Annotated in this window: 16 protein-coding genes; 4 read left to right on the top strand and 12 right to left on the bottom strand. The window is 60.7% G+C overall.

Going from position 1 to position 15,465, the window contains the following annotated elements:
- Positions 1–7: 7 nt before the first annotated feature.
- Positions 8–1,792 carry a GspE/PulE family protein gene (locus tag JOE29_RS23745; RefSeq protein WP_003347463.1) on the top strand — a complete coding sequence of 595 codons (1,785 nt, stop codon included), beginning with the start codon at positions 8–10 and terminating at the stop codon, positions 1,790–1,792.
- A 140-nt stretch (positions 1,793–1,932) separates the two neighbouring features.
- Positions 1,933–2,253, top strand: coding sequence for a DUF2388 domain-containing protein (locus tag JOE29_RS23740; protein WP_002551535.1), 321 nt, complete (start codon positions 1,933–1,935; stop codon positions 2,251–2,253).
- A 69-nt stretch (positions 2,254–2,322) separates the two neighbouring features.
- Here the strand turns inward: JOE29_RS23740 and gcvH are convergent, their stop codons facing one another.
- The 5 genes from gcvH to JOE29_RS23715 form a co-directional block, all read right to left on the bottom strand.
- Entirely contained in the window at positions 2,323–2,709 is a 387-nt protein-coding gene (gene gcvH, locus JOE29_RS23735) for a glycine cleavage system protein GcvH (RefSeq protein WP_003425956.1), read from the bottom strand.
- Between the two features lie 44 nt (positions 2,710–2,753).
- Positions 2,754–3,836, bottom strand: coding sequence for a glycine cleavage system aminomethyltransferase GcvT (gene gcvT / locus JOE29_RS23730; protein WP_017278613.1), 1,083 nt, complete (start codon positions 3,834–3,836; stop codon positions 2,754–2,756).
- 154 nt (positions 3,837–3,990) lie between these two features.
- A complete protein-coding gene (locus JOE29_RS23725; RefSeq protein WP_003347474.1) occupies positions 3,991–5,607 on the bottom strand; it encodes an iron ABC transporter permease in 1,617 nt (538 codons plus the stop codon).
- Between the two features lie 265 nt (positions 5,608–5,872).
- Positions 5,873–6,874, bottom strand: a complete 1,002-nt coding sequence (locus JOE29_RS23720) for an extracellular solute-binding protein (RefSeq protein ID WP_057406514.1) — start codon at positions 6,872–6,874, stop codon at positions 5,873–5,875.
- 116 nt (positions 6,875–6,990) lie between these two features.
- Positions 6,991–7,701 (bottom strand): Crp/Fnr family transcriptional regulator, encoded by a 711-nt coding sequence (locus JOE29_RS23715; protein ID WP_137983708.1) that lies wholly within the window; start codon positions 7,699–7,701, stop codon positions 6,991–6,993.
- 81 nt (positions 7,702–7,782) lie between these two features.
- Between JOE29_RS23715 and JOE29_RS23710 the strand changes: the two genes are divergently transcribed.
- Positions 7,783–8,307 carry an Mpo1-like protein gene (locus JOE29_RS23710; RefSeq protein ID WP_058445457.1) on the top strand — a complete coding sequence of 175 codons (525 nt, stop codon included), beginning with the start codon at positions 7,783–7,785 and terminating at the stop codon, positions 8,305–8,307.
- Between the two features lie 54 nt (positions 8,308–8,361).
- Here JOE29_RS23710 and JOE29_RS23705 read toward each other — a convergent pair whose 3' ends face one another.
- The 6 genes from JOE29_RS23705 to dadA all read right to left on the bottom strand — a co-directional run bounded on the left by JOE29_RS23705 (position 8,362) and on the right by dadA (position 14,392).
- On the bottom strand, positions 8,362–10,293 hold the full coding sequence (locus tag JOE29_RS23705; RefSeq protein ID WP_210079920.1) for an acetyl-CoA hydrolase/transferase family protein: 1,932 nt from the start codon (positions 10,291–10,293) through the stop codon (positions 8,362–8,364).
- A gap of 301 nt (positions 10,294–10,594) precedes the next feature.
- Positions 10,595–10,918, bottom strand: coding sequence for a c-type cytochrome (locus tag JOE29_RS23700; protein WP_058445461.1), 324 nt, complete (start codon positions 10,916–10,918; stop codon positions 10,595–10,597).
- 25 nt (positions 10,919–10,943) lie between these two features.
- A complete protein-coding gene (locus JOE29_RS23695) occupies positions 10,944–11,492 on the bottom strand; it encodes a cupin domain-containing protein (RefSeq protein WP_003314015.1) in 549 nt (182 codons plus the stop codon).
- A 125-nt stretch (positions 11,493–11,617) separates the two neighbouring features.
- Positions 11,618–12,691, bottom strand: a complete 1,074-nt coding sequence (alr, locus tag JOE29_RS23690; protein WP_024692051.1) for an alanine racemase — start codon at positions 12,689–12,691, stop codon at positions 11,618–11,620.
- 74 nt (positions 12,692–12,765) lie between these two features.
- A complete protein-coding gene (locus tag JOE29_RS23685; protein ID WP_003392569.1) occupies positions 12,766–13,119 on the bottom strand; it encodes a RidA family protein in 354 nt (117 codons plus the stop codon).
- On the bottom strand, positions 13,091–14,392 hold the full coding sequence (dadA, locus tag JOE29_RS23680; RefSeq protein ID WP_003392572.1) for a D-amino acid dehydrogenase: 1,302 nt from the start codon (positions 14,390–14,392) through the stop codon (positions 13,091–13,093). Before dadA ends, JOE29_RS23685 begins: the two co-directional genes overlap by 29 nt.
- 157 nt (positions 14,393–14,549) lie before the next feature.
- On the opposite strand from dadA, the gene dadR reads away from it, so the two are divergent.
- A complete protein-coding gene (gene dadR / locus JOE29_RS23675; protein WP_003314011.1) occupies positions 14,550–15,038 on the top strand; it encodes a transcriptional regulator DadR in 489 nt (162 codons plus the stop codon).
- A 7-nt stretch (positions 15,039–15,045) separates the two neighbouring features.
- Here the strand turns inward: dadR and JOE29_RS23670 are convergent, their stop codons facing one another.
- Complete coding sequence (locus tag JOE29_RS23670; protein WP_074953776.1) at positions 15,046–15,399, bottom strand: YkgJ family cysteine cluster protein; 354 nt, start codon at positions 15,397–15,399, stop codon at positions 15,046–15,048.
- Between the last annotated feature and the right edge of the window lie 66 nt (positions 15,400–15,465).

Raw genomic sequence — 15,465 nt, 5'->3', positions numbered from 1 at the left:
AGCGCACATGGCAGCCCTGGCCCCCTCTTCACAGGATCGCTGGCTTGATCTGAATGATGTGCTGCGTGATCTGGTTGCCGAAGGCTATCTCGGCCAGGACGACGCGGAAACGGCACTCACCCAACGTCGCAGTGCGGTGAACATCCAGCTGCATCCCCTCGAGTTTCTCGCTTCGCTGCAGTTTGACGACCTCAAGCGACCGGGCAAGAAGCTGGACGTGGAAACCCTGACCGCCTGGCTGGCCAAAACCTGTGGCCAGCCTTACATGCGTATCGACCCGCTGAAGATCAACGTCGCGGCGGTCACGCCACTGATGTCCTACGCCTTTGCCCAGCGCCACAAGATTCTGGCCGTGGCGGTCGATCGCGAATCGGTGACCATCGCCAGCGCGCAGCCTTATGTGCGCTCATGGGAAGCCGACCTGGCGCACGTGCTCAAGCTGCAGATCAAACGTGTGGTCGCCAACCCGGCAGACATCCAGCGCATGGCGATGGAGTTTTTCAGGCTGGCCAAGTCGGTCAGCGGTGCCAGCGCCTCTGAGCAAAAAATGAGCAACATGGGCAACTTCGAACAGTTGCTCAAGCTCGGTGCCAGCGATCAGGAGCCTGACGCCAACGACGCGCACATCGTCAATATCGTCGACTGGCTGTTCCAGTACGCCTTCCAGCAACGCGCCAGTGATATTCACATCGAGCCGCGCCGCGAACAGGGCACCGTGCGCTTTCGCATCGACGGGGTGCTGCACAACGTTTACCAGTTTCCGGCGCAGGTGATCATGGCGATTGTCAGCCGCCTGAAAAGCCTGGGCCGGATGAACGTCGCCGAAAAACGCAAACCACAGGACGGGCGGGTCAAGACCACCACGCCTGAGAATCGCGAAGTGGAGTTGCGCCTGTCGACCCTGCCGACCGCGTTTGGCGAAAAAATGGTCATGCGGATCTTCGACCCCGAGGTATTGCTCAAGGACTTCGACCAGTTGGGCTTTTCCAGTGACGACCTGCGGCGCTGGCAGGAAATGACCCGCCAGCCCAACGGCATCATTCTGGTCACCGGCCCGACCGGTTCGGGCAAGACCACCACGCTGTACACCACCCTCAAGAAACTGGCGACCTCCGAGGTCAACCTGTGCACCATCGAAGACCCCATCGAGATGGTCGAACCGGCCTTCAACCAGATGCAGGTTCAACACAACATCGACCTGAGCTTTGCCGCCGGCGTGCGCGCACTGATGCGACAGGACCCGGACATCATCATGATCGGCGAGATTCGCGACCTGGAGACGGCAGAAATGGCGATTCAGGCGGCGCTCACCGGTCACCTGGTGCTGTCGACGCTGCACACCAACGATGCGCCCAGCGCCATCAGCCGGATGCTCGAGCTGGGTGTGCCGCACTACCTGCTCAAGGCGACCATCCTCGGCGTCATGGCCCAGCGTCTGGTGCGCACCCTTTGCCCACACTGCAAGGCGCCCATTAACCTCAACGAGACCGACTGGCAAACCCTGACGCGCCCCTGGCAGGCACCGGTGCCACCCGGCGCGCATCAGGCGGTTGGCTGCGTGGAGTGTCGCGATACCGGCTACCGGGGTCGGGCGGGTGTCTACGAGATCATGGTCATGTCCGACAACATCAAGGCATTGATCTCGGCGGACCTGGACCTGACCGCCATGCGTCGTCAGGCCTTCAAGGAAGGGACGCGCAGCCTGCGTCTGTCCGGCGCGCAGAAAGTCTCTGCGGGCCTGACTACACTTGAGGAAGTGCTGCGGGTAACACCGCAAAGCGAACAACGCTGATCAAGGTTGAAAGCGTTGTCCAGAAGCCCGCGCAGCATGGCGAGCCAGCTAAAGTGAACTACGCGGTACACCTTGATTGAACTAGTTCGTGGCTTTGGCTATCCAACCCCTCAGAACAACCACAGCTGGAGTAATTCATCATGCGTCTCAAGTTCGCTGTCGCCACCGTAGCCTTGCTTTCCATCCCAATGGGTTCAGCGATGGCTGACACCTTCTGGCGTAATGTGCTGTCTTCCGGTGCAACCACCGGCTCGACTTACCTGACCTTCAAGGATCACAAACTGATCGTTGCCGCCCAGGACGACGCAGGCAGCTTCGTCGCCAGCGACGGTGGCATCCGCGGTCCGTTCCTGGAAGCGGCCATCGAGCAGGTACGCAAAGACAATCCAGGCCTGAAAGCCACCGACATGGAACTGGCCAACGCGATCCTGGATAAGAATTTGGTCGCTGAAAACCAGTAAGTCTTGCCGATTAGCTTCGCGCATAAAAAATGCCGCTCCATGAGCGGCATTTTTGTGAGCGGCAATCGGTTATTCGCCGATGGCGCTCTTGTATCCATCGGCATCCAGCAGCTCGGCCAGATCGCCATTGGCGTCGCTTGGCTTGAGCTTGAAGATCCAGGCGCTGTACGGCTCGCTGTTGAGCAACTCGGGCGAACCGCTCAGTTCTTCATTGATCTCGATAACCTCGCCCGCAACCGGCGAGTAGATATCCGAAGCGGCCTTGACCGACTCGACAACACCGGCGGTGTCAGCGGCAGCGAACACCTTGCCGATTTCCGGTAATTCGACGAAGACCACATCGCCCAGTGCTTCCTGTGCATGGTCCGAGATGCCGACAGTCACGGTGCCGTCTGACTCCAGACGTGCCCATTCATGACTTTTGGCGAAACGCAGCTCGGCGGGAATATTGCTCATTTAGTCATCCTCAACATCGGGTCAGCGGAAAACCCGCCATTAGGTTAGATCAAGGTTTTGCCATGGCGCACGAACGCAGGCTGCACCACCCGCACCGGGTACCATTTGCCGCGGATTTCCACCTCGGCCCGGTCAGCGGTCGCCATCGGAACGCGAGCCAGTGCAATGGATTTGCTCAACGTAGGAGAGAAACTACCACTGGTGATCTCTCCTTCGCCAATTTCTGCGACACGTACCACCTGATGCGCCCGTAAAACGCCGCGCTCTTCGAGCACCAATCCCACGAGTTTGAAGGCGGTTCCTTCAGCACGTTCGCTCTCCAGCGCCTTGCGACCGATAAAATCACGGTCGGCAGGCTCCCAGGCGATGCTCCAGGCCATATTCGAGGCCAAGGGCGAAACATGTTCACCGATGTCCTGGCCATACAGGTTCATGCCGGCCTCGAGGCGCAGCGTGTCGCGAGCGCCCAGGCCGATCGGGGAAATACCCGCGCCGACCAATTCATTGAAAAAGCTTTGGGCCTCTTCGGCAGGCAGCATGATCTCCAGGCCGTCCTCACCGGTATAGCCGGTGCGCGCGATAAACCAGTCACCGTCATCAAGCCCTTCGAACGGCTTGAGCTGGTGGATCAGCTCGGCGCGGGCGCTTGAAACCAGCTCGGCAATACGGGTTCTGGCCTTGGGGCCTTGAATGGCGAGCATTGCCATTTCACTGCGCTCGACCAGTTGCACGTCGAAGTCGTCCAGTTGCGCCTGCATCCAGGCAAGATCCTTGACGCCGGTCGCCGCATTGACGACCAGCCGATAACCTTCGGGCGTGAGGTAGACGATCATGTCATCGATCACCCCGCCGCTCTCGTCCAGCATGGCGCTGTACAAGGCACGACCGGGGGTTTTGAGCTTGTCTACATCATTGGCCAGCAGACGGCGCAGCCAGACTCGGGCCTGAACGCCGAGCACATCGATCACGTTCATGTGAGAGACATCGAAGACCCCACAGTCGCGACGCACCTGATGGTGTTCCTCGACCTGCGATCCGTAATGCAACGGCATGTCCCAGCCACCAAAATCGACCATTTTCGCGCCAAGGGCGAGGTGCAGGTCGAACAGGGGGGTACGCTGTCCCATGGGTTTCTCCTTCCGGGCGTGGCGAAGGTGCGGGCAGACGAGATCGGCAAGCCCCCCAATAAACCGGAGTTTGCAGCACGTAACAGCTGACCGAATTATCTGACAGACCGCACCAATTGCGGCGCATTGTAGCCGCAAGGTGAGGCCCCCGCACCTAGCCAATCTGACGGGCAGAGCGACGAATCAGCCCAATGACAGGTAATAATCCTACAAGCACCAGCGACAAAGCTGGCAACGCAGCCCGTGCCCACTCGCCCTCGCTGGTCATTTCGAAGATGCGTACCGCCAGCGTATCCCAGCCAAACGGGCGCATGAGCAGGGTTGCCGGCATTTCCTTGAGCACATCGACGAACACCAGCAGTGCCGCGCTCAGCGCCCCTGGCACCAGCAACGGCAGATACACGTTGAGAAACAACTTTGGCCCGCTGACCCCCAAGCTGCGCGCGGCTTCAGGCAATGACGGGCGGATACGCGACAGGCTGTGTTCCAGCGGACCGAAGGCGACGGCGATGAAGCGCACCAGATACGCCAGCAGCAAGGCCGAGAGGCTACCGAGCAGCAAAGGCTTGCCTGCGCCGCCCAGCCAGCCGGACAGCGGAATGACCAGTTCGCGGTCCAGGTAACTGAACGCCAGCATGATTGAAACCGCCAGTACCGAGCCTGGCAATGCGTAGCCCAGGTTGGCGAGGCTGACGCCGGAGCGGATCGCAGGCGTGGGCGCCATACGTCGGGCAAACGCCAGAATCAGCGCCACACTGACAGTGATCAACGCCGCCATGCCGCCCAGATAGAGCGTGTGCAGAATCAGCCCGGTGTAGCGCTCATCCAGATCGAAGCGGCCACGCTGCCAGACCCAGACGATCAATTGCAGCATCGGCACCACGAAAGCACAGAGAAACACCAGCCCACACCAGAAGCTTGCGGCCAATGCCTTGATGCCGCGTAACCGGTAAAGCGCAGCGCCACGCGGACGCTCGTTGGCCGGTCGGCTTGCACCCCGAGCGCGGCGTTCGCCGTACAGCAGCACCAGCACGGCCAACAGCAGCAGGCTGGCCAGTTGCGCGGCGCTGGACAGGCTGAAGAAGCCGTACCAGGTCTTGTAGATGGCTGTGGTGAACGTGTCAAAGTTGAACACCGACACCGCGCCAAAGTCGGCCAGGGTCTCCATCAGCGCCAGCGCCACCCCCGCGCCGATGGCCGGACGCGCCATTGGCAGCGCCACGCGCCAGAACGCCTGCAGGGGCGTGTTGCCCAGCACTCGCGCAGCTTCCATCAGGCCCTTGCCCTGCGCCAGAAACGCCGTGCGCGCCAACAGGTAGACGTAGGGGTAGAAAACCAGCACCAGGACGATGATCACCCCACCGGTGGAACGCACCCGAGGCAGACGCAGACCGGAGCCGAACCATTCGCGCATCAGGGTCTGCACCGGGCCGGAAAAATCCAGCAGCCCGACAAACACGAACGCCAGCACATAGGCGGGGATCGCGAAAGGCAGCATCAGCGCCCAGTCCAGCCAGCGGCGACCGGGGAATTCACACAGGCTGGTGAGCCACGCCAGGCTCACCCCCAGCAGCGTCACGCCCACGCCGACACCCAGCACCAGGATCAGCGTATTGCCCAGCAGACGCGTCATCTGGGTTTCGAGCAGGTGCGACCATATCTGCTGGTCAACCGTCTCCCACGACAGCAGCAGAACGCTCAGCGGCAGCACGACCAGCGCAGCGATGGCAAAGACCAGGGGGTACCAGCGGCGTTGCACAGGATGGGCCAAGGAGGTTCTCGAAATGAGGGGGTTCAAGAGGGTAAGCAGAGCGTGCGCACAGGTCTGATTCTGGCTGAAAGCCGTAGGAGCGGACTTGTCCGCGAAAAGGCCGGTACATTCTCAGAAAATGCACTATCTGAACTGACGGCTTCGCGGACAAGTCCGCTCCTACGCCCTGCGGGCAGAAGCCTGAAAGCCACGCTTTTCGGGCTATTCAAGATTTGTGCAATGAGCGCGAAGCGTATCAACGAGAGTCAGGCACTTGGGTATTAAATCAATTCCAGCCCGCGCGATCCATCATGCGTATCGCTTCTGCCTGACGCTTGCCTGCCACTTCAACCGGGAGGGTGTCGGCCTTGAACGGCCCCCAGCTCGCCACTTCTTCTGAAGGCGCCACGTTCGGGTTGGCCGGGAACTCCTGATTGACGCTGGAAAAAATCTTCTGCGCCTCGGGGCCGGTCATCCACTCGACCAGCGCCTTGGCCGCTTCAGGGTGCGGGGCGTACTTGGTCAGACCGATACCCGACAGGTTGACGTGCACACCGCGATCAGCCTGGTTCGGCCAGAACAGCTTCACCGCCAGGTCGGGTTTTTCCTTATGCAGGCGACCGTAGTAATAGGAATTGACGATGCCCACGTCGCATTGCCCGGCATTGATCGCCTCAAGCACCGCGATGTCATCGGAGAACACGTCGGTGGACAGGTTGTTGACCCAGCCCTTGAGGATTTTCTCCGACGCTTCGGCGCCGTGGGTTTCGATCAGCGTAGCGGTCAGCGACTGGTTGTAGACCTTCTTCGCGGTACGCAGGCACAAGCGGCCTTCCCAGTTCTTGTCGGCCAGCGCCTCGTAGGTGCTCAGCTCGGCAGGCTTCACCCGGTCGGTGGAGTAGGCGATGGTGCGCGCGCGAAGGCTCAGACCGGTCCAGCCGTGGGTTGACGAGCGATACTGCGGCGGAATGTTGGCTTCGATCACCGGCGAGGTGAACGGCTGCAGGATACCCATCTGCTCGGCCTGCCAGAGGTTGCCCGCATCGACCGTCAGCAACAGGTCGGCGGTGGCATTCTGGCCCTCGGCCTTGATGCGCTGCATCAGCGGCGCTTCCTTGTCGGTGATGAATTTGATCCTCACCCCGGTACTGGCCGTGTACGCATCGAATACCGGCTTGATCAGCTCGTCGATTCTGGACGAATACACCACCACTTCATCGGCAGCCTGCGCGGCGCTGCCCAGTAAAGTCAGTGTCAGAGCAGCCAGAAGACGCTTGCTTGCCTGCATCGGGGTATCTCGCGTTCGCAAAGGAGGCGAAATGGTAGTGAATCCCATTTGCTATCTCAATCGAAGCGACAACGGAGCCGTTACCGGATGTTTCCAGGCTCGATGATGATCGCTGATCAGCACACAGCCCTGGCTCTGGAAAAGTTCGCCACCCTGCGCAGCTTGTCCACATCGAACACTTCCAGGTGCCCTTCTCCCAAGCGTACGATCCTGCGCTCATGCAGGTCCTGGAGCACTTCCAGCAAGGCCGGCGAGGCAAGCGCGAGACGCTCCGCCGCCTGAATATCGTCCAGCGCAATCAGGCGTCGTGCCTGGCTCAACGGGCCATACCCCTCGCTGAGCAGCAACAGGCGCCAGGCAACCCGCGCCCGCGGCGGCAGGCGACGCATTTTCTCGGGGTTCGGCAGTGGCAAGCCGACCTTCTGGCTGAGCAGCGCGGCAAACCAGCGCCAGTACTCGGGGTGCCTGTCGAGCAACCGGGCCAGGAATGGCTGGGGGATGTGCAGAAAGATGCTCTGCTCCAGCGAACAGACTTCGAAACGGCGCGGCAGCCCGTCAAACAGCGAGACTTCGCCAAACCAGCACGGCGCGCTCGTCGATTCCACCTGCGTCAGCAGCCGCTGCTCCTGGGCGCCGCCGATTCGCACGCTGCCCTCCAGCAGCACATAAACACCGCACGGCAGATCGCCCTTGTCGAACAGCCGCCTGCCGGGCGTCTTGCGGCGCTGGCGGGCAGCGTCCAGCAGGCTATCCTGCAGATTGGCAGGCAGATGGGAAAACCAGTAATCGGATAGCAATCGTGACCGCCACGACACTCCATTTGTCATTTTTGCTCCCTTCTCTTTCAGCCATGCATGTTGTACAAGAAATCTGGCTCAAGCCGGCCATCGTCTCAGGCAGGAATAATAATGAAAAACCTTGTCGATCATCTCAGCCAATACGCGGCTTATCACCGTGATTCACGCAATATCGTGACGCACTTCGTGGGTATTCCTCTGATCGTGCTGGCCGTGGCGGTGCTTCTCTCGCGACCGGGCTGGAATATAAGCGGATTGTGGCTTTCACCGGCGGCGCTGCTGGCCTTGGGTTCGACGATTTTTTACCTGCGACTCGACCGCGCCTTGGGCATCGTCATGGCGGTGTTACTGGCGCTGTGTCTCTGGGCCGGGGCCAACCTTGCGCAGCAGGCAACCATGGTCTGGCTGAGTGCGGGCGTCGGGCTCTTTGTGATTGGCTGGATCATCCAGTTCGTCGGCCATTACTACGAGGGGCGCAAACCGGCCTTCATCGATGACCTGACCGGGCTGATCATCGGCCCGTTGTTTGTGGTCGCGGAGCTGGCATTCCTGATGGGCCAGCGCAAGGCTCTGCAGCACGCCATCGAAGAGCGCGTCGGCCCGGTGGGGCGTGCGACCCGCAAGGCGACGACCTAGGCGCCTGACACCGGGTACCGATCGTCGCCAGCGGCAACGATCAGTGCCCGCCTCTTAGCCGGCAAGCCCGGTACTGTTCTGCAATCCGGCCAGCAACAATCGCTGATACAACTCTTCGCGCAAGCCCTGCGGCGCGTCGAGCTGCATGCGTTGCAAGTGCGCGAGGAAGGCTTCGGGGTCCGGAGCGTCGAGGGTCGCTTTGCCCAGCTCGAGGATTTCAGTGAGCTTGAGCTTGCTCTTCAGCCAGTTCAAGGCTCTGAGCAGGTCGCGCTCCTCGGCGGTAAAGTCGCAACCCAGCGGGTACTCGGTAAACAGTGACGGGTAGCGTGATGCAGTGTCCTTGAGGCGCTCGGGCGTGTTGTCGGTGAAGCGCGGATCGAGACGGAAGTCCTTGGGCAGCTTGCCAGCCTTTTGCGCCTGCTCGATCAGGCCCGATTGAAACCGCGAGTCCGTGATATTCAGAATTCGCTCGATCACCGTCGCGTCGGTCTGCCCGCGCAGATCGGCGATGCCGTATTCGGTCACGACAATGTCGCGCAAGTGTCGGGGGATGGTGGTGTGGCCGTACTGCCAGACGATGTTGGAGCTGACCTCGCCGCCCGACTCACGCCAGCTGCGCAGCATCAGGATCGAACGGGCGCCTTCCAGTGCATGAGCCTGCGCCACGAAGTTGTACTGACCGCCCACGCCACTGAGCACCCGGCCGTCTTCCAGCTGATCAGCCACTGCCGCGCCCATCAGGGTGACGGTAAACGCACTGTTGATGAAGCGCGCATCGCGGCGTTGCAGGCGCTTGAGTTCTTCCTGGCCGTAAAGCTCGTTGATGTAGCTGATGGCGGTCATGTTGAACTGCACCAGCCGCTCGGCGGGCAACTCGCGCAGCCGCGCGTAGAAACTCTGCGGACCGAGGAAAAAGCCGCCGTGCACGACCACGCCACCAGGATGGGCATCCTCATCCAGCGTGCCCATGTTGGCCAGCCGTTGCAGCTCTGCATCGGCGTACACCTTGCGCCGCACGATGCCGGCATCGGCGAGTACCAGCAGGCCGTTGACGAACATTTCGCTGCAACCGTAAAGGCCGCTGGCAAACGGCTGAACGCCGCCCTCCCGATCTATCAGGGTCTGCCAGTTACTCATGTTCAGCTCGGCCAGCAGGCCCCGCCAGGTTTCGTTATCGGCCTGGCGGGCCAGCAATGCGCCGGTCAGTGCATCGCCCATCGAGCCAATGCCGATCTGTAACGTGCCGCCGTCACGTACCAGCGTGCTGGCGTGCAGGCCGATCAGATGGTCCTGATAGCCCACCGGCATATTGGGGGTGGAAAACAGTGTACTGCGCTCGTCTTCGTCGATCAGCACATCGAAGGCGTCGACATCCAGCTCCGAGTCGCCCGGCATGTACGGCAGGTCGGCGTGCACCTGGCCGAGCATCAGAATGGTCTCCCCGGCGGCCCGGCGCTTGGCGATCATGGGCAACAGGTCGAGGGTCACGTCAGGGTTGCAGCTCAGGCTCAACGTGCCTGGGCGCTGCTCGTCACGGGCCACCAGTTGCGCGACCAGATTCAGGCCATTGGCGTTGATGTCGCGGGCGGCATGGCTGTAATTGCTGCTGACGTAGTCTTGCTGGGCTGACTGGCTATTGAGCAAACTGCCCGGCTGCATGAAGAATTGCTGCACACGGATATTGGCAGGGAGTTTGTCGCGGCGCAGTGCAGCGAGGAAATCGAGCTCCGGATAGTCAGCGAAGACGCGCTGCAGAAACGGTTCGAGAAAGCGCGCCTGCAAACCCTCCCCCGGCGTCGGCCGCCCGAGTGTCAGCGCGGTATAGATCGTCAGCCGTCGTTCGGGCAACTCGCTGATGCGCTGGTACAACGCGTTGACAAACCGGTTGGGCTTGCCCAGCCCCAGCGGCATGCCGAGGTGGATATGCTCGGGTAACTGCGCAAGAACGTGATCGAGGGCATGCTCGATGGAACAGGAATACGGCATCCCAGCTCTCCTGAATTGTTATTGGGTGCAGGTTGGACCGGCGACAACGCCAAAGTGCTGCATGCTCGCCACGCAGAGCATCATCGTTATACACAATCCCTGGAACGCCCGGAACAAAAGGCTTCCTGGCTTCTGCCCAAAGGGCGTAGGAGCGAACTTGTTCGCGAAAAGGGCGTGTACTATCGCCAAAAATGCATCGATCTAAACATCATCTTCGCGAGCAAGCGAAGCGTCGCCCGGCTCGCTCCCACAAAACGTATGCACAGCGCCGGTCGCTCAGGCCTGGGAACGAGGGTGCACCTCACTTCAGCCCGGACATACTCTGGACGGCGCTCTTCAGTTCGTCGTTTGTGCAATCGCCGCAGGTGCCTTTCGGGGGCATGATGCCGAGGCCTTTGATGGTGCTGGCCAGCAGTCCATCAAGGCCGCCTTTTTGCTGGGCGCGCTGTTCCCAGGCCGCCGTGTCACCGATCTTCGGCGCGTTGAGCAGGCCGACGCTGTGACAGGCGACGCAATGCGCCGCGATGATGTCGTCAGGGGCTCGGGCGCTATCGGCGGCTTGCACATTAAACGCCCACAACGTCAGAACGCCTGCGCTGCTCAGAATCTTCCAGGTCAGTTTCACGCGTCACTCATCGTAAGGGGACGGGTCAGAAATTGGCCGGGGTGGCCGCACTGATCAATCGTGCCGGGACATCGAACGGGTTACGAAAGCGATGCGGCCGGGTGCTTTCGAAATAATAGCTGTCACCTGCTTCGAGCACGTAGGTATCCAGCCCGACCACCAGCTCAAGCCGCCCCTCGACGAGGATGCCGGTCTCTTCACCTTCGTGAACGAGCATTTCTTCGCCGGTATCGGCACCCGGTGGGTAGGTCTCGGTGAGAAAGGCAATGGCACGGCCCTGATGCGATTTGCCGACCAGCTTCATGGTCACGGCACCGTCCGATATATCAATCAGCTCGCTGGCCTTGTACACCACTTGAGCCGCGTTTTCGGGCACGGATTCTTCCGAAAAAAATTCGACCATGGACATGGGGATGCCGCCGAGCACCTTGCGCAGCGAACTGATCGAGGGGCTGACGCTGTTTTTTTCGATCATGGAGATGGTGCTGTTGGTCACACCGGCGCGCTTGGCGAGTTCACGCTGGGACAAGCCTTTGAGCTTGCGAATCGATTGCAGTCGTTCACCCACGTCCAATGCGATATTCCCCCAGGTTTTGTCAGGTCTAGTCGGTCTGAACGCCATCATGGCAACAGCGTTCAATATTTACAACACTTCGACAGACACCCGACCCACTGCGGCCTGGGGCACAGGGAACTGAATTAGTCTTCGGAATAGATGCGCGGAACGCGACGCAGATTGCAGAAGATTTCGTAGGGGATGGTTTCTGCGCGCTGGGCCACTTCACTGGCGAGCACCTGCTTGCCCCACAGCTCGACTCGGCTGCCGAGCCCGGCCTGCGGCACATCGGTGAGGTCGACGCAGAGCATGTCCATGGACACGCGTCCGAGCAGCCTGGATGGCTGGCCGTCGATCTGCACGGGCGTGCCGGTGGGCGCGTGACGCGGATAGCCGTCGGCGTACCCCATCGCCACTACCCCGATACGCGACGGCCGGTCACAGACAAATGTCGCGCCATAGCCCACGGGTTCACCAACGGGCAGTTCACGCACGCTGATGATCTTCGATTCCAGGGTCATCACCGGTTGCAGGCGATCCGCCAGCGGGTGCGCCTGATCAAACGGCGTGGCACCGTAGAGCATGATGCCCGGGCGTGACCAGTCGCTGGGGATCTGTGGCCAGCCCAGCACCGCCGGGGAGTTTTTCAGACTGGTTTCTGCTGCCAGCCCCTTGCGAAAGGTCTCGAATACCGCGAGCTGCTCATCACTGCAGCCGCTGTTCAGCTCATCGGCGCGGGAGAAGTGGCTCATCAGCACGATTCTGGCCACTTTGCCGGTTGCCAGCAGACGCTGATAACCCGCCTGGTACTCGTGGGGATGCAGGCCGACCCGGTGCATGCCGGTGTCGAGCTTGAGCCATACCGTTATCGGCTTGCCCAGGCGCGCCTGCTCGATAGCTTCCAGTTGCCAGGTCGCATGTACAACGGTCCACAGGTCATGCTCGACAATCAGCGCCAACTCGTCGGCCTCGAAAAAACCTTCGAGCAGCAGAACGGGCGCACGGATACCTGCCGCACGCAGCTCTAGTGCTTCCTCAATGCAAGCCACTGCAAAACCGTCGGCCTGCGCTTGCAGTGCCTGCGCGACGCGCACCGCGCCGTGACCGTAGGCATCGGCCTTGACGACGGCGAGCGCTTTGCCGCCGCTGTTTTCACGGGCCAATTGGTAGTTGTGACGCAGTGCCTGAAGATCGATAAAGGCGCGGGCTGGACGCATGATGACGTTTACTTGCCTGAAAGGATGGAAGGGGAAGATCAACCCGACGCGGGGACGCGCCGGGCAAAAAGGGCTCAAGGCAGCGCGGCAACCACCGACAGTTCAACGAGGATTTCCGGCTCGCACAGCTTGGCCTCGACCGTTGCGCGTGCAGGCGCGAAACCCTTGGGCAGCCATTTGTCCCAGACGCTGTTCATGCCTGCGAAGTCGGCGTCGATGTCTTTCAGGTAAATGGTGACCGACAGGATACGCGTCTTGTCGGTGCCGGCCAGGTCGAGCAGGCGCTCGATGCTGTTCAGAACCTCTCGGGTCTGCTGCTCGACACCCGCAGTCATGTCATTGCCGACCTGGCCCGACAGATAGACGGTGCCATTGTGGACAACGACCTGACTCATGCGCTCATTGGTGAGCTGGCGCTGGATGGACATGCTGTGCATTCTCCTGAGTGTTGCCGTAACGAGAGATATCAAGGCCTTCAGCACTGATACGGGGTGTCTTGCGGGCAATGAGGTCTGCCAGCAAACGACCGGAACCACACGCCATCGTCCAGCCCAGGGTGCCATGGCCGGTATTGAGGAACAGGTTACGGAACGGTGTTGCACCCACAATCGGTGTGCCGTCGGGCGTGGTCGGACGCAACCCGGTCCAGAAATCGGCCTGGGTCAGGTCGCCGCCCTGAGGATAGAGGTCACCGACGATCATCTCCAGTGTTTCGCGTCGACGCGGATTGAGCGACAGGTCAAAACCGGCGATTTCCGCCATGCCGCCGACGCGGATCCGGTTGTCGAAACGGGTGATCGCGACTTTATAGGTTTCATCGAGAATGGTCGAAGTCGGCGCCATGTCCGGGTTGGTGATCGGCACGGTCAGCGAGTAGCCCTTCAGCGGATAGACCGGCGCCTTGATGCCCAGCGGCTTGAGCAACTGCGGCGAGTAACTGCCCAGCGCCAGCACGTAACGATCAGCGGTCTCGAGCTTGCCGTCGATCCACACGCCATTGATGCTGTCGCCTGCGTGATCGAGGCGTTCGATGTTTTGCCCGTAGCGGAACTCGACTCCCAACGCCACGGCCATTTCCGCCAGGCGCGTGGTGAACAACTGACAGTCACCCGTCTGGTCGTTGGGCAGGCGCAACGCGCCACTGAGGATGCCGGTCACACCGGCCAATGCGGGCTCGACCCGGGCAATGCCTTCGCGGTCCAGCAGTTCATAGGGCACACCGGACTGCTCGAGCACGGCGATGTCCTTGGCAGCGTTATCCAACTGGGCCTGGGTACGGAACAACTGTGTGGTGCCCAGGCTGCGCCCTTCGTAGGCAATGCCGGTCTCGAGGCGCAGTTCATCCAGGCAATCGCGGCTGTATTCGGACAGGCGTACCATGCGTTCTTTATTGATGGCATAGCGGCTGGCCGTGCAGTTGCGCAGCATTTGAGCCATCCACAGGTACTGATCGATATCCGCTGTTGCCTTGATCGCCAAAGGCGCGTGACGCTGCAGCAGCCATTTGAGCGCTTTGAGGGGAACACCCGGCGCAGCCCATGGCGAGGCATAGCCCGGAGAAACCTGGCCGGCATTGGCAAAACTGGTCTCCATGGCAGCAGCAGGCTGACGGTCAACGACAGTCACCTGGAAACCGGCACGCGCCAGATAATAAGCACTGGTTGTACCGATGACGCCACTACCCAGGACCAGAACGCGCATGTCGATGACCTCATCGCGGATATCCGCTGATAATTCGAAGTTTTAAGCAAGGATGTGCGCAGTATATTGAGCAATTGGCAGTGCTTCTCACTGTATAAAAGTCTATATTTAGTGTTTATTCGCGGCGATAAACGCTTTGCTAGAGGGGAAATAACCCGTGCGCACTCAACACCAGTCAAATCGTGAACTGGACAAGATAGATCGCAACATTCTGCGCATCCTGCAGGCCGACGGGCGCATCTCGTTCACCGAGCTTGGCGAACGGGTCGGCCTGTCTACCACGCCCTGTACGGAACGGGTGCGCAGGCTTGAACGCGAGGGGATCATCATGGGCTACACCGCCCGACTGAACCCGCAAAGCCTCAAGGCCAGCCTGCTGGTATTCGTGGAGATCAGCCTGGACTACAAGTCTGGCGACACCTTCGAAGAATTCCGCCGTGCCGTGCTGAAGCTTCCCCATGTGCTGGAGTGCCACCTGGTGTCAGGCGACTTCGACTATCTGGTCAAGGCACGGATTTCCGAGATGGCGTCCTACCGCAAACTGCTGGGCGATATCCTGCTCAAACTGCCGCACGTACGTGAGTCCAAGAGCTACATCGTTATGGAGGAAGTCAAAGAGAGCCTGAATCTGCCGATTCCCGACTGATTGCTCGCTATACCAGGACTTGCCGGGTCGAGGCCATATACTCATGAATCTGCTTTTCGACCCGTGGATGGATCAACTCGACCGGGCGACGTCCATTCGGGCAGGGCAGGCTTGCGGTGGTACCGAACAGGCGGCAGATCAGTGGGCGTTCTTCATACACTGTGCAGCCTTGCGGGCCAAGGTGTACGCAATTGAGTTCATCCAGCGCGGCGTCCTGTTCGGCGGCCGTCTTGCGCGGCAGCCGCGACATCTCTTCGGGCGACGTGGTCACCGGGCCACAGCAGTCGTGGCAGCCAGGCACACATTCGAACGAGGGGATCTGGCGACGCAGATCCGCTATTTTCTGACGGTTGCAGCTCATTGAATCGACCATTCCTACACAATGCCGAGAGTTTGCCCCAGTTGGCAGGCTCATGACAGCGGCTTA

The sequence above is a fragment of the Pseudomonas sp. PvP009 genome, assembly GCF_017832995.1.
GTDB lineage: Bacteria > Pseudomonadota > Gammaproteobacteria > Pseudomonadales > Pseudomonadaceae > Aquipseudomonas > Aquipseudomonas syringae.
The sequence above is the reverse complement of the archived record's forward strand: the minus strand, read 5'-3'. Positions and strand labels throughout refer to the sequence as shown.